The organism is Corynebacterium qintianiae (genome assembly GCF_011038645.2).
GTDB lineage: Bacteria > Actinomycetota > Actinomycetes > Mycobacteriales > Mycobacteriaceae > Corynebacterium > Corynebacterium qintianiae.
Genome location: NZ_CP064955.1, coordinates 741147 through 758945 on the forward strand (window position 1 = coordinate 741147; position 17799 = coordinate 758945).

The 17799-nt window shown below is 61.8% G+C and carries 21 protein-coding genes; 10 read left to right on the forward strand and 11 right to left on the reverse strand.

Annotation, left to right across the window (positions count from 1 at the left end):
- Positions 1-1020 (reverse strand): class II fructose-bisphosphatase, encoded by a 1020-nt coding sequence (gene glpX, locus G7Y29_RS03725; protein ID WP_165002048.1) that lies wholly within the window; start codon positions 1018-1020, stop codon positions 1-3.
- Positions 1021-1146: 126 nt separating this feature from the next.
- Here glpX and G7Y29_RS03730 point away from each other — a divergent pair, with 126 nt between their 5' ends.
- Entirely contained in the window at positions 1147-1719 is a 573-nt protein-coding gene (locus G7Y29_RS03730; RefSeq protein WP_165002049.1) for a DUF4245 domain-containing protein, read from the forward strand.
- On the opposite strand, the gene G7Y29_RS03735 is transcribed toward G7Y29_RS03730, so the two are convergent.
- On the reverse strand, positions 1716-1964 hold the full coding sequence (locus G7Y29_RS03735; RefSeq protein ID WP_165002050.1) for an exodeoxyribonuclease VII small subunit: 249 nt from the start codon (positions 1962-1964) through the stop codon (positions 1716-1718). The genes G7Y29_RS03730 and G7Y29_RS03735 overlap by 4 nt on opposite strands.
- Positions 1965-1986: 22 nt before the next feature.
- Positions 1987-3237, reverse strand: coding sequence for an exodeoxyribonuclease VII large subunit (gene xseA / locus G7Y29_RS03740; RefSeq protein ID WP_165002051.1), 1251 nt, complete (start codon positions 3235-3237; stop codon positions 1987-1989).
- 77 nt (positions 3238-3314) lie between these two features.
- Between xseA and G7Y29_RS03745 the strand changes: the two genes are divergently transcribed.
- On the forward strand, positions 3315-4268 hold the full coding sequence (locus tag G7Y29_RS03745; RefSeq protein ID WP_165002052.1) for a 4-hydroxy-3-methylbut-2-enyl diphosphate reductase: 954 nt from the start codon (positions 3315-3317) through the stop codon (positions 4266-4268).
- On the opposite strand, the gene G7Y29_RS03750 is transcribed toward G7Y29_RS03745, so the two are convergent.
- Genes G7Y29_RS03750 through G7Y29_RS03760 form a run of 3 tightly spaced genes read right to left on the reverse strand, consistent with a single transcriptional unit; the run spans position 4265 to position 7496 of the window.
- Positions 4265-4927, reverse strand: coding sequence for a DUF6542 domain-containing protein (locus G7Y29_RS03750; RefSeq protein ID WP_196820172.1), 663 nt, complete (start codon positions 4925-4927; stop codon positions 4265-4267). The genes G7Y29_RS03745 and G7Y29_RS03750 overlap by 4 nt on opposite strands.
- A gap of 28 nt (positions 4928-4955) precedes the next feature.
- The gene (locus G7Y29_RS03755) at positions 4956-5996 is read right to left on the reverse strand and encodes a DNA recombination protein RmuC (protein WP_165002053.1); all 1041 of its coding nucleotides are present in this window, start codon (positions 5994-5996) and stop codon (positions 4956-4958) included.
- Positions 5997-6032: 36 nt separating this feature from the next.
- A complete protein-coding gene (locus tag G7Y29_RS03760) occupies positions 6033-7496 on the reverse strand; it encodes an AI-2E family transporter (RefSeq protein ID WP_165002054.1) in 1464 nt (487 codons plus the stop codon).
- Positions 7497-7567: 71 nt separating this feature from the next.
- Here G7Y29_RS03760 and ychF point away from each other — a divergent pair, with 71 nt between their 5' ends.
- The 5 genes from ychF (at position 7568) to G7Y29_RS11005 (ending at position 12932) form a co-directional block, all read left to right on the forward strand.
- Positions 7568-8671, forward strand: coding sequence for a redox-regulated ATPase YchF (ychF, locus tag G7Y29_RS03765; RefSeq protein WP_165002055.1), 1104 nt, complete (start codon positions 7568-7570; stop codon positions 8669-8671).
- A gap of 472 nt (positions 8672-9143) precedes the next feature.
- Positions 9144-10151, forward strand: coding sequence for a DNA-methyltransferase (locus tag G7Y29_RS03770; RefSeq protein WP_196820173.1), 1008 nt, complete (start codon positions 9144-9146; stop codon positions 10149-10151).
- A complete protein-coding gene (locus tag G7Y29_RS03775; RefSeq protein ID WP_196820174.1) occupies positions 10148-11107 on the forward strand; it encodes a hypothetical protein in 960 nt (319 codons plus the stop codon). Before G7Y29_RS03770 ends, G7Y29_RS03775 begins: the two co-directional genes overlap by 4 nt.
- Positions 11108-11209: 102 nt before the next feature.
- Positions 11210-11671 (forward strand): hypothetical protein, encoded by a 462-nt coding sequence (locus G7Y29_RS03780; RefSeq protein ID WP_196820175.1) that lies wholly within the window; start codon positions 11210-11212, stop codon positions 11669-11671.
- Between the two features lie 688 nt (positions 11672-12359).
- Complete coding sequence (locus G7Y29_RS11005; protein WP_430393287.1) at positions 12360-12932, forward strand: MarR family transcriptional regulator; 573 nt, start codon at positions 12360-12362, stop codon at positions 12930-12932.
- On the opposite strand, the gene G7Y29_RS03790 is transcribed toward G7Y29_RS11005, so the two are convergent.
- Positions 12912-14063, reverse strand: coding sequence for a hypothetical protein (locus tag G7Y29_RS03790; RefSeq protein WP_165002057.1), 1152 nt, complete (start codon positions 14061-14063; stop codon positions 12912-12914). The two genes, G7Y29_RS11005 and G7Y29_RS03790, sit on opposite strands and share 21 nt — an antisense overlap.
- Positions 14060-14890: a serine/threonine-protein kinase gene (locus G7Y29_RS03795; protein WP_165002058.1), complete on the reverse strand. Its 831-nt coding sequence runs from the start codon at positions 14888-14890 to the stop codon at positions 14060-14062. The genes G7Y29_RS03790 and G7Y29_RS03795 overlap by 4 nt, the downstream gene beginning before the upstream one ends.
- A 162-nt stretch (positions 14891-15052) precedes the next feature.
- On the opposite strand from G7Y29_RS03795, the gene G7Y29_RS03800 reads away from it, so the two are divergent.
- Together G7Y29_RS03800 and G7Y29_RS03805 are read left to right on the forward strand one after the other, a co-directional pair.
- Positions 15053-15298, forward strand: a complete 246-nt coding sequence (locus G7Y29_RS03800) for a type II toxin-antitoxin system prevent-host-death family antitoxin (protein WP_165002059.1) — start codon at positions 15053-15055, stop codon at positions 15296-15298.
- A gap of 9 nt (positions 15299-15307) precedes the next feature.
- Complete coding sequence (locus G7Y29_RS03805; RefSeq protein ID WP_165002060.1) at positions 15308-15565, forward strand: type II toxin-antitoxin system RelE family toxin; 258 nt, start codon at positions 15308-15310, stop codon at positions 15563-15565.
- Here the strand turns inward: G7Y29_RS03805 and G7Y29_RS03810 are convergent.
- Positions 15531-15860, reverse strand: a complete 330-nt coding sequence (locus G7Y29_RS03810; RefSeq protein ID WP_249399799.1) for a hypothetical protein — start codon at positions 15858-15860, stop codon at positions 15531-15533. The genes G7Y29_RS03805 and G7Y29_RS03810 overlap by 35 nt on opposite strands.
- Positions 15861-16167: 307 nt before the next feature.
- Here G7Y29_RS03810 and G7Y29_RS03815 point away from each other — a divergent pair, with 307 nt between their 5' ends.
- Positions 16168-16650: a DUF4395 domain-containing protein gene (locus tag G7Y29_RS03815; protein ID WP_165002061.1), complete on the forward strand. Its 483-nt coding sequence runs from the start codon at positions 16168-16170 to the stop codon at positions 16648-16650.
- Between the two features lie 64 nt (positions 16651-16714).
- On the opposite strand, the gene G7Y29_RS03820 is transcribed toward G7Y29_RS03815, so the two are convergent.
- Both G7Y29_RS03820 and G7Y29_RS03825 read right to left on the reverse strand, forming a co-directional pair.
- A complete protein-coding gene (locus tag G7Y29_RS03820; RefSeq protein ID WP_186365986.1) occupies positions 16715-17005 on the reverse strand; it encodes a hypothetical protein in 291 nt (96 codons plus the stop codon).
- Positions 17006-17265: 260 nt separating this feature from the next.
- On the reverse strand, positions 17266-17772 hold the full coding sequence (locus G7Y29_RS03825; RefSeq protein WP_165002062.1) for a hotdog fold domain-containing protein: 507 nt from the start codon (positions 17770-17772) through the stop codon (positions 17266-17268).
- Positions 17773-17799: the final 27 nt, after the last annotated feature.

The window sequence follows — 17799 nt, forward strand, 5'->3', positions numbered from 1 at the left end:
CTATTCCGTCGGGTCAGAGTAGTCGACAACGGAGAACTCCTGCAGCTTGGACAGCTGGTGGATGGACTCCACGTAGCGCACCGTGCCGGACTTGCCGCGCATCACGAGCGAGCGGGTCGTCGCGCCATTCTTGCGGTAGGACACGCCGCGCAGCATGTCGCCGTTGGTCACACCCGTGGCGGCGAAGTAGCAGTTGTCGGTGGACACGAGGTCATCAATTCCGAGAACGCGGTCCAGGTCGTGGCCGGCGGCGAGGACTCGCTCGCGCTCGTCGTCGTTCTGCGGAGCGAGCTGACCCTGGATCTCTCCTCCCAGGCACTTCAGCGCGCAGGCCGCGATGACGCCCTCGGGGGTTCCGCCGACGCCCATCATGATGTCGATGGAGTTGGTGTCCTGCGCCGCCGAGATGGCGCCGGCGACGTCGCCGTCCATGATGAAGCGGACCTTCGCACCGGCCGCGCGGATCTCGGCCACGAGCTTCTCGTGGCGGGGGCGATCGAGTACGACCACCGTAACCTCGGACGGCTTGACACCCTTGGCCGCGGCCACGGCACGCACGTTGTCCGCCACCGACGCGGTGATGTCGATTGTGCCGGCGGCCTCCGGGCCCACGGCGATCTTGTTCATGTAGAACGCATCCTTCGGGTTGTACATCGAGCCGCGCTCGGCCGCGGCGATGACGGCGATCGCGTTCGGCCGGCCCTCTGCCATCAGGCGGGTGCCGTCGACCGGGTCCACCGCGAGGTCGACCTTGGCACCCTCGCCGTTGCCCACGCGCTCGCCGTTGTAGAGCATCGGGGCCTCGTCCTTCTCACCCTCACCGATCACGATGACGCCGTCCATGGTCACGGAGTTGATCATCTTGCGCATCGCGTCCACCGCCGCGCCGTCACCTTCGTTCTTCTTGCCGCGGCCGACCCAGCGACCCGACGCGAGCGCCGCCGCCTCAGTCACACGCACGAGCTCGAGCGCGAGGTTACGGTCCGGGTATACAAAGTCCGATGCGGTCTGGTCAGTCATCGAAGGCAGCCTCCTGAGCTACAGAATGTGGGAAAGATTTCCCCCCATTGTGACACTTCCGGGCACCCGGTTGGTCCCGCGCTGCCAATTCGGGGGTGAGCGGGTGGCCGTGCCATACTTGAGCGCGTGGCAGGCGACGACAAACCCCGTATTTTCCAGGACGGCCGCGACATGATGATCAATGTTGCGGTCATCATCGTCGCGATGCTTGTCGTGGTCGGGTTCACCGGACTGTGCACCTTCAATCCGGGCGCTCCCGAGCAGGGCCCCGTGCAGGAGGTGGATGCGCGTTCATTCGTGGAACTCGAGTCCCGCGCCGTGGATTTCCCGGTGCGCTACCCGGAAATGGCGAATGAGTGGACGACCAACTCCGCGCGCCGTGCGATGCTCGGGGGCGAGCCCGCACCCGTTATCGGGTGGGTTACCCCCGGAGGCGGATTCGTGCAGATGACGCAGACGGGCGCGCCGCTTGACGACGCCGTCCGGGGCATCGACGCCAATCCCCGCCAGCTCTCCAATACCGAAGAAGTCGGTGGCACGGAGGTGCAGGTCTACAGCTCTAAGGAATCCGACGTGCGCGATGTCTGGGCCGTCGACACGGGTGACGCGCGCCTGCTGTTCACAGGCGCCGCGACTCCTGAGGAATTTAAACAGCTCATCGGCGTCGCGGTATCCACCCCGCCGCTGGCAGCCTCCTAAGAGTCGGCGCCGCCGATCGCTTCTTCCACGCGCTTGGAGGCGCCGCTGAGAAGCACCTCGCAGCGCTTGGCTAGCGCCTCGCCGCGCTCCCAGTACTTGAGTGATTCATCGAGGCTCATCTGGCCGAGCTCGAGGATCTTGACGGTTTCGACGAGCTCGTCTCGCGCTTGCTCGTAGGAAAGGGTTGCTGGGTCGGGGAAAGCGTTTTCGCCGGCCTGGCCGGAGCCGAAGGTGTTCTCGCTCATGTGTCTCCTAAATCTTCGGGCGTTAATCTGCGGGCGTAGTGGACATGGACGCTGCGGTGACCGAGCCGTCCGCGACGCGGATGCGCAACTGCGACCCGGGCGGGGACTGCCCGATGCTGGTGACCACTTCCGGGCCGGAGCCGTCGCGGGGCAGCACCTGCACGACGGCGTAGCCCCGCTCTAGCGTGGCTGAGGGGCCTAGGGCCGAGACCTGCGAGCGTAGCGACACGACCCGGTTGGATTCCTGGCGCAAGAGATAGGACACGTCCCGGCGGATCATGGCCAACGCGCGGCTGACCTCCTCGCGCCGCTGAGTCAGGGAGGTCATGGGGTCTGCCAGAACCGGGCGGGTGCGGAGCGAGGCGATACCCGCGCGTTCGCGCTCCACCCAGCCACGCAGGGCGGCGTTCATTCTGGAGCGCGCCTCTGCGACGAACGCGTGCTCCTGGGCGGCGTCCGGCACGACGCGCTTCGCCGCATCCGTGGGCGTGGCCGCGCGCATGTCGGCGATGTTGTCTAGGACCGGATTGTCTGGTTCGTGGCCGATCGCTGACACGACGGGTGTGCGCGCCGCTACCACCACGCGCTGCAGCGCCTCCTCGGAGAACGGAAGCAGGTCCTCCACAGATCCGCCGCCGCGGGCGATGATAATGACGTCCACCTCGCGATCGGCATCGAGTTGCTGCAGCGCCGCGATAACCTCGGGCACCGCGTTGGCGCCCTGGACGGCGGTGTTGATCACGCGGAACTGCACCGCAGGCCAGCGCGACTGCGCCACCGACAACACGTCGCGTTCGGCGGCGGAGCCCTTACCCGTGATCAGCCCGACTGTGCTGGGGAGGTAGGGCAGCGGCCGCTTCCGGGAGGCGTCGAAAAGCCCCTCCCCGGCGAGCTGCTTCCGTAGCTGCTCGATGCGTGCCAGGAGCTCGCCCTCGCCGACGTGGCGGACATCGGTGACGTACATGGAGAAAGAACCGCGGCCTGCGTAGAAAGTGGGCTTGCCCAGAACGACGACGCGGTCACCGTCTTTGAGGGGCGTCGGCAGGGACCGCAGCAGGGCAGTGTCCGCCGTGAGTTGGACGGACATCTGCTCCTGAGTGTCGCGCAGCGTCAGGTAGGACATTTTCCACGTCGGCTTGACGTTGATCTGGGTGAGCTGCCCCTCGACCCACAGCCAGCCGAGACGTTCGATCCACTTCTTCACCGTGCCGTTAAGCTTGGCTACCGGCCACGGGTTCTCGGGCGAGCTTTTTGGGGCGTTCTGCTCCGTCACATGTGCTCCCTCTCTCGATTCCACCTGAGTTTAGCGCCGTCTATCCTTTTAGACTCGAGTTAGATACCCTAGGTTCCATGATTGAACAGGGAAAAAACGTCCTCCTCGCCGCCCCGCGCGGATACTGCGCCGGTGTCGACCGCGCGGTCGAGACCGTGGAGAAGGCCCTCGAGAAGTACGGTGCCCCCGTGTACGTGCGCAAGCAGATCGTTCACAACAAGTACGTCGTGGAGACCCTGGAGGAGCGCGGCGTCATCTTCGTCGACGAAGCCGACGAGGTTCCGGCGGGCGCGCACCTCGTGTTCTCGGCCCACGGGATTTCCCCCGCAGTCCGCGAGTCCGCAGTCCAGCGCAACCTGTTCACGCTGGATGCCACCTGCCCGCTGGTGACCAAGGTCCACAACGAGGCCAAGCGCTTCGCCCGCGACGGCTATCAGATCCTGCTCGTCGGCCACGAGGGGCACGAGGAAGTGGAGGGCACCGCCGGCGAGGCACCTGAGGTGACCCATTTGGTCGATGGACTCGAGGGCGTAGCCGCGCTGCCGGACTTTGGGCCGGAGGAGAAGCTGGTCTGGCTCTCTCAGACGACGCTTTCCGTTGACGAGACCATGGAGATCGTCAACAAGCTGCACGAGCGCTTCCCCCACCTGGAAAATCCCCCGAGCGACGACATCTGCTACGCCACCCAGAACCGCCAGGTGGCGGTCAAGGCCATCGCTCCGAAGTGCGACCTGATGATCGTCGTGGGCTCGCAGAACTCGTCCAACTCGAAGCGGCTCGTCGAGGTTGCTCTCGACGCCGGTGCGAAGGCGTCCTATCTAGTGGATTACGCCCGCGAGATCGACGAGGCGTGGCTCGAGGGTGTCCAGACCGTCGGCGTCACCTCGGGCGCGTCCGTACCTGAGATCCTGGTCCGGGAGGTCGTGGAGTTCCTCGACGACCGCGGTTACAACGACGTTGAACAGGTCACCACGACGACCGAGACGATCACGTTCTCGCTGCCCCGCGACCTGCGCCCGTCCCGCGTCTAGCGCTCTCCGCCGTACAGGTCCTCGGTGAGGGAGCGGCGAGTTCGCGTCGAGCGCGGTGCTTGACGACGGCTCGCGGAACGCGCCCCGGCTCCTTCCCGCCGCTCCATGATCTCGCGCAGTTCGCTCACGGTGACAGTGCGCTCCCTCGCCCGTTTGCCTTCCGTCGACGTGCGGTGGTTGCTCCGCGCGGCGCGTCGGCGCTCCGCCCGTTCCTTGCGGGCGAGGGCCTCGTTGTGGCGCTTCAGCAGCTGCACCCGCGCCACCGCGATCACGACGGATCCGATCGTCGCGGCTGCAAGGACAGGGAAGAGCTGGAGCAACGGGTAGAAGATGACCAAGACGTCGGTGCGCGAGATTCCCGTCGCGCCGGATGACGCGCCTGTCGCGATGAACCAGCCCGTGGCGGCCACCGCCGCGACGAACAGGATCGGGGTCAGCGCCACCGTGACGAACAACCCGCGCGGGTTGACAAGCGTGGCGGACATGATGGCGGCGATCGCGAACAGCGCGAGGAAAGGCCAAGAGATCTGCCCGGCGTAGACCGACAACAGGGAGCCGGTGAACAGGGCGGCGCACATGATGCCGATGGCCGACCCGGTGGGCAGGCCCTCGAATGTGGCGCGGGAGGCGCGGGGATTCCTAGGCGACGCGTGTGACACGCTGCCTAACTCTACCGGGCGGGTCTTATCATTCCGGCTCGGCGGCATGCCTCGGTGCGGCGGAAATGTTTTCCAGCTCCACGTTTCGCGCTCGCCGCGAGCTGACCACGCCGAGCTCCTCAAACTTGCGGGCGGTCACCATAACGCGGGAATCCATGGATGCGAGCGTTGCGTTGAACGCGTCGACGGCGCGCTCCAGCGACTGGCCCACCTTGTTGTAGTGCGCACCCATGACTCCCAGGCGCTGGTACAGCTCTGCACCGAGGTGCTGGATCTCCTTCGCCTGCGCCGTGGCGGCCTCTTGGCGCCACCCCAGCGCGACGGTGCGCAGCAGGGCGAAAAGAGTGGTAGGCGTGGCGATAACGACGTCACGGGCGAAGGCGTATTCGAGCAGCTCGGGGTCGAGGCTGAGGCCCGCATCGAGGAACGGGTCGGCGGGGACGAACATGACCACGAACTCAGGTGTCGGCTGAAAAGCACCGATGTAGGACTTCGACGACAAAGTGTCCACGTGGGAGCGCAGCAGGTGCGCGTGCCGGCGCAGATACGCCTGCTTCTCTTCCGGGTCGTCGGTGTTCAGGGCGTCGAGGTAGGAGGCGAACGGGACCTTCGCGTCGACCACGATGTTGCGCCCGGCGGACAGGCGGATGACCATGTCGGGGCGGACGCGGGTGCCGTCGATAAGCGTGGTTGCCTGAACGTCGAAGTCGCAGTGCTCAACCATGCCACCGAGCTCGACGACGCGCTGTAGCTGGATTTCACCCCAGCGGCCGCGAGTCTGCGGTGAGCGCAGTGCGGAGATGAGCTGGTCAGTCCGGTCGGTGAGGCGAGTGGAGGTGCGGGTGATGGCCTGAACGTGGCTCGCCAGCGCGGAGAGAGCGACCGTGCGGTCCTCGTCCATTTCGTCGAGTTGGACCGCGAGACGTTCGAGGGCGAGGGAGACGGGTTGGATGTCGAGCGCAGGCTGGGAATTTGGTGGAGCTGGCGGCCGACGCAGCAGCGCGTAGGCAATAGCGGCGCCGAGGAGCACCCCGAGGACAAAAATGATCAGTACGGTAGCAGCCTGCATGTGCGACACTGTGCCACACGGCGCCGCGCGGGGCCGTCATCCCTCTCCTGCTGATGTAGGGCGCTCGTCTTCGTGCCCGCGCCGGGTGAACGGGTTTCCCAGCCTGCTGGAGCGGGCAAACTTCCATAGCTGGCCGCTCTGGCGCAACGCCCGCCAGCTGCTGCTGCCCGAGGCGTGCGTGGCCGCCTGGACATCGTCGGCCGTCACAGGCGCGGCTGCCCAGTCCCTTTCACCGCGCCATTCTTTGCGCTCGTAGACAGACTCGCGTTCCTCGAGCTCCGCGATCGCCCGGCCCTCCTCGGTGGAGAAGTCAATCTGGTCTGCAGTGCGTTCGCCGGAATGGAGTTTGATCATGTCCATCATGTAGCGGAACATCACGGCGACCATCGCGGCCGCGGGGACCGCGAGGAACGCGCCGACCAGGCCGAACAACCCGCCGCCCACAGTGACCGAGACAAGGACGATGACCGGGTGCAGGTCCATCGCCTTCGACTGCAGCATAGGGGAGAGGATGTTGCCCTCGAGCTGCTGGACGGCAATGACGATCGCGAGAACAATGAGCGCCTGGGTAAACCCGAGGGACACCAGCGCGATCAGCACCGCGAGGGCGCCGGCCACGACGGCGCCGATGATGGGGATGAATCCGGCGATGAACGTGATCACGGCAAGGGTGAAAGCCATCGGGACGCCGACGAGCCAGATACCGACACCGATGAAGAAGGAGTCCACGAGTGAGACGATCGCCTGGGCGCGGATAAATCCGGACAGGGTGTTCCACCCGCGGGTGAGCAGCTCTGTGGCGTGCAGGCCTGTCCGTCCGCCGGTCGCGCCGCGCAGCCACGGGAGGAAGCGGTGGCCGTCTTTGAGGAAGAAGAACGTGAGCACGAGCACGACGCCGAAGGTGACGATGAGCCCGGCCGCGGTGCCAATGCCGGCGAAGACCCCTCCGGCGATCGCACCCGCGCGGTTTTGCAGCCATTGGGCGATCCCGTTGACCGCCTCGTTGAGGTCGTCCGGGTTCATGTTCACCGGCGGCCCCTGGAGCCACAGCTGAAGCCGCTGGACCCCTTCAAGGGCCTGCAGGTAGAGCACGCGGGAGTGGGCGGCGACGTCCGGGGCGATGATCGAAATCAGGAACCCGATCAGGCCGAAAAAGACGAGCAGAGCTAGGAGCGCGGCGAGGGCTGCGGGGACGTGGCTGCGCCGCAGAGCGGTAGCGACGGGAGCGAGGACGGTGCACACGATGATGGCGAGCACGACGGGAAGGATTCCCTCCCAGAACGCGCCGACGAGCCGGCTGAGAGCGTAGAGGAAGATGCAGATGACTAGGACGCGCAGAGCAAACATCGCCGCGGATTTCAGCCAGCTGTTGACCACGACACCGCGGTCAACCAGGTCATCCTCCGGTTTGCTGATGTTCGGGTGGTCTGAGGCGGATTCGCCCTGCCGCTCGGTGGCGGGCGTGGCGTCGGGCTCTGCGGGGTTGCTCACCCGCTCCATCTTGCCCCATTGAGCGCTGCTTAGCGACGACTTCCCGGACGCTTTCCTCCCGTGGGATAGGATGAGACCCCGTGAGCCTTACTCTTGGAATCGTCGGACTGCCTAACGTGGGCAAGTCCACCCTGTTCAATGCCCTAACGCGTAACGACGTCCTCGCGGCGAACTACCCGTTCGCCACGATAGAGCCCAACGTCGGCCTGGTCGAGCTGCCGGACGAGCGGCTGACGCGCTTGGCGGAGATCTTCTCCTCCGAGCGCATCCTGCCGGCGACCGTGTCGTTCGTGGACATTGCCGGCATTGTCAAGGGCGCGTCCGAGGGTGAAGGCATGGGCAACGCGTTTTTGGCCAACATCCGCGAGGCCGACGCGATCTGCCAAGTTGTGCGCGCGTTTTCCGACGACAACGTCATCCACGTCGATGGCCGCGTCGACCCGGCCAACGACATCTCCGTGATCAACACCGAGCTCATCCTCGCGGACTTGCAGACAATCGAAAAGGCGCTGCCGCGTTTGGAGAAGGAGGGCCGCAAGGACAAAGACATTGCGGCGTCCGCGGCGGAGGCGAAAAAAGCCCAGTCTGTGCTCGAGGACGACCGCACGCTATTCGCGGCCGCGAAGTCCGGCGAGATTGATCTGGCGCTCGTGCGCGACCTGCACCTGATGACCGCGAAGCCCTTCCTCTACGTGTTCAACTCCGATGAGGCCGTGCTTACGGACGAGGCGCGCCAGGCAGAGCTGCGCGAGCTCGTCGCGCCGGCCGAGGCGGTGTTCCTCGACGCCCAGACGGAGACCGAGCTGCTCGAGCTTGACGACGCAGACGCCGCCGAGCTCCTCGCCGCCGTGGGCCAAGACGAGCCGGGGCTACAGACCCTAGCGAAGGCCGGTTTTGAGACGCTCGGCCTGCAGACCTACCTGACGGCGGGCCCGAAGGAGTCGCGTGCCTGGACCATCCGTAAGGGCGACACCGCGCCGAAGGCGGCAGGCGTGATCCACTCCGACTTCGAGAAGGGGTTCATCAAGGCCGAAATCGTCGCCTTCGACGACCTGGACTCGCTCGGTTCTATGGCGGAGGCCCGCGCCAAGGGCAAAGTACGTATGGAGGGGAAGGACTACGTCATGGCGGACGGGGACGTTGTGGAGTTTCGTTTCAATGCAACGTCTGGGGGGAAGAGGTGAGTCAGAAAGCCTCACTTGTTTTGACTGAAGGGTACGAAGGTCGAGCGTGGCTGTCAGTCGAAGAATGGCAAACATACCGGAGAAGGGTCGCCGTTCGATATCCGCAGAAGTCTCGCAGAGAGGTAGCCATCCGCGATGGAGAATGTTGCTCAATCTGTGGGGAAGGTGATGCCGATGGGTGCGCTCCGATCCAATTGGCCCATCGAGTGCCATTCAAGATTGGTGTAGTCGATTGGGGCCTGACACCGGACTGGCTAGACGGCGTAGATAATCTTTGCCTGGCCCATCGAGGTGCTTGCAATGACGATGCCGAACTCAAGACGGATCGGATTCCGGCACATATTCAGAGCTTGGGGCTGAATCTTCGCGATAGTCCGGCTGTGTCAAGCGGGCTGGTCACCGTGAGATCCGATTTGATTGGCGACGTGGTGGAGTTCCGTAGAGGAATTATGTCTGGCTCGGGTAACAAGAAGTGACTCAACTTGAGCAGGACGAAGAGAATGGAGCTGAAATGGTCGATTCGAGAGAGGGATCTCTCTTCAGTTTCGCTGAAGCCGCCAACCGCGCAGTAGAGGATCTCTCCGTGCGCGCCGACTTTCGAGCCCTAGGTGCGGGGGAGTATCAGCCCCAAGTCGTGGCTCCTGAAGGAATCATCTATCAGGGCGACTCGATCGCGTGGCTCAAATCGCTCGAAGCTGACTCAGTGGACCTAATCTTCGCTGACCCTCCTTACAACATCAAGAAGGCGGACTGGGATAACTTCGCCTCCCAAGAGGTCTACATCGCCTGGAGCCTTGAATGGATCACTGAAGCAAGTCGTGTCCTCAAGAAAACCGGCAGTCTCTACATCTGCGGATTCTCGGAGATCCTCGCCGATCTGAAGCACCCGGCGTCGAAGTACTTCGCAGCCTCGCGCTGGCTGGTGTGGTACTACAAGAACAAAGCCAACCTCGGGAGTGACTGGGGTCGGTCCCACGAATCAATTCTGCATTTGCGTAAGTCCAAGCGGCAGAAGCTTGCCGAAATTGACTATGTGCGGATTCCCTACGGCGCTCACACTTTGAAGTATCCGGGGCATCCCCAGGCTGAGTCCTCTGCATATGGCAAGGGGCAAGGCAAGCGCGACGATTGGACGCCGCATCCGATGGGGGCGAAGCCCAAGGACGTCATCGAGGTCCCAACGACCTGTAACGGCATGCACGAAAAGACTCCCCACCCGACGCAGAAACCAGAGGAACTTGTTCGAAAGTTCGTCTTTGCCAGCTCTCATCCGGGCGAAGTCGTTCTTGATCCCTTCTCTGGATCCGGGACGACCGCTGTGACTGCCGCTCAGCTTGGGCGAAAGTTCCTGGCTTGTGATCTCGATCCCCAATACAACCAGTGGGCTGCCAAACGGTTGCAGGTAATGCCTCAGAGAACGCCGATGGAGTGGTTTGAGTACGATCGTACAAACATGCAGCGCCGTGGAGGCATTCGATGAAAGTTGAACAGCTGCGTGATTGGGCGGTAGATAAGAGTAAATTCCTGTCAGTGGAAGACTTTATCGATTTCGGAGGCGCTTTTCTCGAGTATCGAGCGGGAGGCAATTTGCAGGCCGAACTGGTGTCGCGCAATACGCCGAAGTATCGCTTTTTTCAATTCGGCGAGGACGCCAGTTTCCAGCTGACACGCCCCATCAACACCGAGCTCTTCTACTCCGCTGATGAGTTTGACGCAGCTTCCCGGCTATTCTTGGAGGCCCTTGACCGCGTCTTGGATGACGACGCGGCAGCTTTCAGTGCAGAGCACCGAGCAGCGTTGAATCGAGTGATCTATACCACCCAGCAATCGATCGGCGCTGCTCTTGACTCATTGCCAGCGGGCAAGTCTAATGCCGCACGGAAACTCAATGGCGACTTGTTTGAACGCTTTATTGGATTCGCTATAAATCACTGCGGTGTTGAATGCCGTTCAGGGGTCCTGCGGATCCCAGTTGCAGACGACCAGGGCGTCGAACAGTTCAAGATGAACTATCAGCACGACTTGATGCTCGAAGTCGAAGGGGATCTTAAAGCCATAGGCTCAGTGAAGACCTCGAGTAAGGACCGTATCGACAAGGTGTTTATCGACAAGTTTCTCTATAATCGTCTAACCGGTGTAGCTACACCGCACTTTGCTATCTTCCTCAATGATGTGCAGAGGAAGGGGAAAGAGCCAAATTACGGTACGAGTCAAACGTTCCTGAGGGGGCACTTCAAGGGGTACACGGTCAAACTTAACCCCCTCGATGGTGTCTACTACTGCGATCTTCTTCCGCAGATGCAGACTGACCCATTGCTTGCTGAGCATATCAATCACATCGACCAGTTCTTTGTTGAAGATCTTCCCGCTTTTGTGCGTGCCGCACCCAGCCTGGAAGTTGAGATCGAGGGGGAGGCGTTCCACGAGGCAGATTAGCCACCGCACCCACTGAACGGGCCCGTGCGTAGTTCCGGCAATGAGGACGGGCTTGCGAGTGTAAAAGAAGTAGGTCACCTCGCTGACGTGGCCCAGGCGCGGTTGGCGAGTGCGTCCGCCCCGATGGGCGACTGTTACGAGTCGATCACCGACGACTGTGCTGCCGTTCTTGAGCAGGCGAATCGCCACGTAGTCGGCGACGAGCTGAAGTTAGTACTCGACGGGCTCGGCGCGATGCGTTCTGGACACTTCCGCTCGGCCCAGGCGATGTTCACCGACGCGCTCATCTACCGCTTCTATCCCGACCAGGCCGCCCGACGCCTCATCACGAATCGGAAGAAGGGCGCGGACGTGCCGGGCGCCATTGACGAGATGAGTGTCCACGAGGCGATGGTCTGGCTGCCGATCTGGAACGCCCACGAGCAGTTCTGGAAGCACAAGGGCGACAAGGTGCCGAACTACCACTCGCGCCATGCGAGCGTGCATGGCGTCTCCTCGCGTCAGTTCAGTAAGCGCAACTGCGTCGAGTTTCGTTTCAATGCAACGTCCGGGGGTAGAAGGTGAGCGGAATTTTCACGCACGCAACCTTATCTATGACGAGGCTCCGAATGAGAAGCTCTTTGACTTTATGTCGCGTGTCCTGATCCCGGCCAATCCGGAAGAGGTGCTGGCTGTGCTGTCCTTCGCGCATCAGCTCATAGATGATACGGATACCCGAAGCCTCCTCTACGCACGAGCCCGCAATGGTACGTCTAAACCAGTTCGTCCGACTTCGCCAAGAGCTACCCAGTTCACATTGCTGTCTTTACGGGGGCGCAGGACCGGGGCTAGAATTTTTTCCGAACTTTTTTGATTGCGAGGTGAATACGGTTCCGGGATCCTGAATCAGTGAGTGCGTTAGCGACTAGACTGTGATAGGCAAGTTCTGCACAGGGGAGGTTACGCTCCGAAGCAGGTAGCTTTATACTCGACTTCGCTGTGAGGCTGGAAGAACCTCCTTGAAGGGGGCCTCGAATCTACGATGCGGGATCCCGAAGTGTAATATGCGAATTGCCTTCTAAGGGCTGAGCGTGGATAGATTCGTTTGTTCGTAAAAGGGGACACTGTGGGTGAAGTCAAGGTCGTCCATCCCCTTTCATCGCGAGGTGGGCGCCGGTTTGAGCCCCGAGAGGAAGTCAATCTTCATGCGCTGAGTGAACCAGCTGCGGCTACCCTGCCCGGGGCTGGGCGAGGAGTAATTCTGATTCCAGAGATGCCAGGACCACTGGGGCAACCCGACTTCGTGGCTTTGGCGGGAGGGGTGGAGTGGTTGGCCCGGCGGAGGGCTTCCGGTGTCGCTCCTCAGTTAGCTCAAGCAGACTGTGCCGTTCTAGCTGCGCTGTACGAAAATCGGGCGCTGTCGCCTGAATCACTAGCTCGCCGTCTCGGGTGGACCGACAGCGCACTCACTCCCGTATTGCGAAGGCTAGAGCGTTCCGGTGCGCTGAATGTTACGCCAGGCCGAGCATATAAGTTGACGCAGGGAATGACCCCCATCGGTACGTTGTTCGCATTGGAAGCCAAAGTAAAGGATTGGAAACGTGGAATCTTCCAAGGACGTGCTTACCGATCTTGGGCTGATAATTACGTGCTCTTGCTTGGGCAAGTCGGTCCAGTCGCCGAGCAACGCGCTAATGTAAGTGTGGCTCACGATGGAGCCGGTCTCTTTAATGCAAGAGGATGGTTGGTTCGCCCTAAGCGAAGGAGGTCCAGCCCAGCTTCGCGAATGTGGGGATTCGAGCATCTGTTCGCTGCCATCGCGATATCAGCACCATCCCTCGGATGATCTGAACTTGTTCAACCCCTCGAGAAACGGTTTGATCCAGCGTTCGGGGCCTAGCGAGGTGTTTGTAATACGCTCAACCTTGTCCCATTCCGGGTAGGCGAGAATATAGCGATCTCGTAGGGCCTCGACGCGCGTCCGGCCACAGAGTTCAAGTAGTTCGGATATTACTGCACCCAGTGTTTCTGCGTGGTGTTTGAACGCCGGCTCGATTTTAGGACTAATTGCTCCCGGGGTAAGACGAGCTGCTAGGTCGGCATTCTCAGACAATAAAGTCTCGTATTCTCGTTTCGTGAGGCCACCCATTAAGCCGCGAAGGGTTGGGCGGTTGTACCAACCTCCGCCAGACTGGTCCCCGCCCCTCTCCTCGAAGTCCTTATAGGCGCAAATTCGCTGCCTGAGGTCCCAGCCAGTGCAGATGCCTTCGGCGCCAGCCGCTACTGCGGGCAGTGCGGCAAGGTCGCCAAAGGCAACTCGCACGGGTCTGTCTTGACTAAGTGCGTAGGTTGTACGCATGAGTCCGAATATTTCGTTAGCTGTCGCTGCGGGAGGCATGGAGGAATCGCTGCGCCCGACCACGAGCAGCCAACCTGCGGGCTCTAGTTGATCGAGAGCTCCCACATGCGCATCGAGCACTGCTCCCTCAGACCAGAAATGCTGATCACCAGCGATCGTGAGCCATGCGCTCTGGTCGGATTCCATTGCCTCCTGGCTGAGCTCGAGCGCTTGCTGGCTCAGCTGGTTATCGGGGTAAGAAACGAGCACGGAGGGCGCTAGTTTCGGCGATCCAAGACTCTCCTGAACTTTGTAGACACGGTCGATGTGGTCGCGCCGGGACTCCTGGGAAGATACATCGCCGCGCGTCCCGCTCCACAGATTCCAAGTGTCGTAGTGGCGGAAGTCCCCGGCGTGGGGCATTCCCAGTACGTAACTCATCGGGTCGAACCAAAATTCACCACCGGCGTTCCGAATCTGTTCTGCAATGTCTGCTGCAGATTTCTTGAACCTATTACTCGCTACCGGCGATGTGAAAGGCGAAAGGTAAGCGCCGGCTGCGTATCCCCCGTCCAGACCATTGATGGTCCAACTGGCCAGATTGTTTCGAGCGGTGTCGCTAATAAAGATACCCATCATGCCGCCTCGAATGCCTGGCAGAGAGCATTTCCGTTGCGATAGCGACGAGCCGGCTGCTGATGCAGACCGCGCTCGACAACTGCTATCAAGCTCTCCGGAAGATCGGGTCGAACTGTGCCGAGAGGGGTGTGGTCGGCTGCGCGTAGTCTTTGCCGGTATTCATGGTCATCACCACGGTAGGGGACTGGGGGGTGTCCGGTTGCTGCGAAGTAGACCAAGGCGCAGCATCCAAATACATCGGAGGCAGCGGTGGGGGCCCCTGAATACGCCTGGAGGTGCTCAGGGGTCATGAACCCAGGGGTGCCCGGCTGCTGTCCAACGGTTAGTCCGCTGCGGAGCGTGTGCTTCGCGAAACCTGGGTCGAGCACAACGTATCTTCCGGAAGCGAGTTGCTGCACATTTCCGGGGCTGAGATCCCGATGGATGACCTTTGCCCTGTGAAGCGCGCCCAATCCTGCTGCAACGTCCCGACCGAGCGTTTTCAGATCATCGGCATTTGATATCCTCCCAGTGTACCTGAGGTCGGCTCCATCGAGAAAATCCTCGAGCCAGAACACGGCCACTGGTGGTTTCCCTAGAGTCGTTAGATCTGAGCGCACCGATACCACATTCGGGTGACTTATGCCTTGTAATAGAGCCACTTCGCGGCGCGCCCGTTCGAGTGCTGCGGGATCGTGTGCGGTCCCAAGATCGATCAACTTAAGGACGCTCGTAGTGCCCGCCTTGTCTCGCACCACGTACACCTCCTTTTGCCCGCCTTCCACTAGAGGCTTGTGGATTACAACATCGAAGGTCGCGCAGGCCGCGTCCCTTAGCTCTTCACTCATACTGAAATCATGGCACAGCCGCGTCTCGTTTGCCCTCTGAAGGCGGGGCTGGATTAATCAGGTGCACGAGAGGGGTGGTGGAATTCAAGTTCAACGTCTAACGTCTGGTTGCGGCCTTGCACGCCAATTGAGTACAACTTGTACAAGTTGTACGATGGTGTCGTGACTTCCGTGACTTTGTCCCAGTTCCGTCGCCAGCAGAGCGATTACATTGCCGCAGCTCAGCGCGAACCCGTTGAAATCACGTCGCGTGGCGCGGGCCGCCGCGCGGTTGTCGTGTCGCCGGAATTTTACGACCGTGCGGTACGCGCACTGGAGGATCAGGCTGATATCTGCGCCGCTACTGAAGCGCGCAACGAGAAGGGGCGCGTCTCGCACGAAGAACTCGTGCGCGAGCTCGGTCTTTGAACCTGCTAGATGTCGTACACGATCACTTATGTCCCTTCAGCAGCGAAGGCGATCCGGAAGCTCGACAGGTCGACGGCACGCCGCTTGCTGGATGCAATCGAATCGCTCGCAAGCGATCCCCGTCCTCCTGGGAGCATCCAGCTGAAGGGAGGTAGCGGTGAGTTCCGAATTCGCGTCGGAGACTACCGAGTCGTGTACGACATCCACCACGACGAACTGGTGGTACTCGTGCTCAGGGTCGGGCACCGCCGAGAGGTTTACCGATGAAAGGGGCGTACTGCTCGTTGATGTTGGGCGGGCCGACACGCTTGATCGGGTGCTCGGTGCCCTCGTGGTCGATGACGCAGGCGTAGGTTCCGGTGGTTTTGGCGATGGTGGTAAATCCTTGTGCGCGCAGCATGCCACCGATCATGCGGGTCACGGTGGACTTACCGCGGATCCCGTTGACGTGGACGTTGACGTCAAGCGTGTCTAGGGTTGCGGTGTGGCGGCTTTCGCGACGGCGAAAACCCTCCATGGCGAGGGCGGTAGAGACGCCAGTGGCGGCCAAAAAGGTCAGCATGAAGTGAACTCCGGGTTATGAGAAGGTGACATGTGTCTCGGATTTTTCGATCGTGTGATCGAGATGCCGATCGCGCGAGCGTGCGCGTTCCAAGGGTGGGATATTCTGCGGGTGGCGCAGAGCCATATGCAAGGTTAGGGGCAGGTTAGGCTGCGAACAATGCACGAAAGTAGACACTTTTCAATTTTGTCCGGCGAACCCTTTCCCGCTCCTAGTAAGCCGTGCAAAAACGTATGAACGTTCGATAGGTATCCACGACTAGACCGAGCGGTTTACAAAAGAGAACCAACTGGTCAATTCTTGCGGCATGTTGTTTGGACAGTTCCCAGAACGCCTCAACGAGTACGCCGCCCGCACGACCGCGATGCTCGTCGTGGCCCTCGCCCTTGTCACGATTGCCGCCTCGTTCCTCGCGCCGGGCCCCGTCACCGTCGCGCTCAGCGCGCTGCTGGCAGCAGGGTTCGCCCTGCGCGTCTATGCGGGCCCGAAGTACTCGCTGTTCGGCCAGCTCTCGGTGCGCTACCTTGCAGACGCGGTCTTCGGCACCACCCACATTGTCTCGGGAGCGCCGAAGCAGTTCGCCCAGTGCATCGGCCTCGCTTTTTCCTTGACGGCCCTAGTCTTCGCGCTCTTCGGGGAGTTCACAGTCCTGCAGATCACCTTGGCCTTGCTGGTCGTCGCGGCGTCCGCGGAAGCCTTCCTCGGCTTCTGCGCGGGCTGCTGGGCTTATCGACGCCTCCAGCGCGCCGGGGTCATCGGCCCCGATGCCTGCGAAACCTGCGCGATCTAGTCCAGGGGCACCAAGACCAGCGGCTCGGACGGGGAGTCCGCGGCCCCGCCTTCTTCGGCGGTAATCATGAACTCTCGTTGATGTTGGGCGGGCCGACCCTCTTGATCGGGTGCTCGTAGCCCTCGCCATCAATAACGCAGGCGTATGTGCCGGTGGTCTTCGCGACGGCGTTCATGCCACTTGCCCGCAGCATCCCGCCGATCATGCGGGTCACGGTGGATTTGCCGCGGATGCCGTTGACGTGGATGTTCACATCGAGGTTGTCAAGGGTTTCGTTGTGCCGACGCTCGCGTCGCCGAAACGATCTCATGGCGACTGCAGCCGAGGCGCCTGCGCCGACCATAAACAGGTACATAAATTACACTCCAAATAAAAGTAGGCGAAGCGAAGTGGTTCGGTCTGGTTGGGCTGGGGCACAATGAGCCAGTCCGAGGGCCTTCTGGGGCAAGAAGAACGATAAGTCCACACACATAAGCCCGTAAATATACTTTCGGACCGACTTTCATCTCTTCGCTAAACGTCCAGTTAGATGGGGTGCCACTCAAGGCACGGCCTACCCGTGTTTGAGCTCCGGGAGGGCGCGGGTTATTCGGCTACTCCCTCGGCGACGTAGATTTACCTCTTCGCGCTGACCCAGACATCGATGTCGGCGGTGACGGGAACGTTGCCCGAGTCGTCGACAAGCTGGCAGGTCACCGTGACGAGCTGACCGCCGGTTTCGCGCGTGACGGCGGTGAAGTCGGGGAACTGCGCCGACGCGGTGACCGTGAGACCGCCGGTGGACTTCGCCGGGTACTCGGCCCGCATGCCGCGCGGGATCCAGCGGTGGGTTTCCGGCATTGTCGATTCGCACAGCAGGCCCATCGCGGCTTCCGCGCCGTTAAGGGCGGCGATGACGTGGTAGGTGCCGATATGGTTGTTTACGCCCCACCACTTGGCAATACGCAATGTGCAGTGGCTCCCGGGTACCAGCTCTTGAATCCGGGGCATCACTGTGCGGAAATATGGCGCCTTGAACCAGTAGAAGGCGGAAAACGCCCCGCGCTTGATGGGGGAGTCGGCGACCTGGTCCCACAGTTCGGCCATCCGATTGCGGGGCGCGGACGAAGTGGTGTGCGTCATACTCAAGGATAGTATCGGTCGGCGCTC

Excerpts from the sequence above, each read along its gene's own strand:
- glpX (WP_165002048.1), bottom strand. The coding sequence starts at position 1,020 with ATGACTGACCAGACCGCATCGGACTTTGTATACCCGGACCGTAACCTC.
- G7Y29_RS03735 (WP_165002050.1), bottom strand. The coding sequence starts at position 1,964 with ATGAGCGAGAACACCTTCGGCTCCGGCCAGGCCGGCGAAAACGCTTTC.
- G7Y29_RS03745 (WP_165002052.1), top strand. The coding sequence starts at position 3,315 with ATGATTGAACAGGGAAAAAACGTCCTCCTCGCCGCCCCGCGCGGATAC.
- G7Y29_RS03755 (WP_165002053.1), bottom strand. The coding sequence starts at position 5,996 with ATGCAGGCTGCTACCGTACTGATCATTTTTGTCCTCGGGGTGCTCCTC.
- G7Y29_RS03760 (WP_165002054.1), bottom strand. The coding sequence starts at position 7,496 with ATGGAGCGGGTGAGCAACCCCGCAGAGCCCGACGCCACGCCCGCCACC.
- G7Y29_RS03775 (WP_196820174.1), top strand. The coding sequence starts at position 10,148 with ATGAAAGTTGAACAGCTGCGTGATTGGGCGGTAGATAAGAGTAAATTC.
- G7Y29_RS11005 (WP_430393287.1), top strand. The coding sequence starts at position 12,360 with ATGCCAGGACCACTGGGGCAACCCGACTTCGTGGCTTTGGCGGGAGGG.
- G7Y29_RS03790 (WP_165002057.1), bottom strand. The coding sequence starts at position 14,063 with ATGATGGGTATCTTTATTAGCGACACCGCTCGAAACAATCTGGCCAGT.
- G7Y29_RS03795 (WP_165002058.1), bottom strand. The coding sequence starts at position 14,890 with ATGAGTGAAGAGCTAAGGGACGCGGCCTGCGCGACCTTCGATGTTGTA.
- G7Y29_RS03805 (WP_165002060.1), top strand. The coding sequence starts at position 15,308 with ATGTCGTACACGATCACTTATGTCCCTTCAGCAGCGAAGGCGATCCGG.
- G7Y29_RS03810 (WP_249399799.1), bottom strand. The coding sequence starts at position 15,860 with ATGCTGACCTTTTTGGCCGCCACTGGCGTCTCTACCGCCCTCGCCATG.
- G7Y29_RS03815 (WP_165002061.1), top strand. The coding sequence starts at position 16,168 with ATGTTGTTTGGACAGTTCCCAGAACGCCTCAACGAGTACGCCGCCCGC.
- G7Y29_RS03820 (WP_186365986.1), bottom strand. The coding sequence starts at position 17,005 with ATGTACCTGTTTATGGTCGGCGCAGGCGCCTCGGCTGCAGTCGCCATG.
- G7Y29_RS03825 (WP_165002062.1), bottom strand. The coding sequence starts at position 17,772 with ATGACGCACACCACTTCGTCCGCGCCCCGCAATCGGATGGCCGAACTG.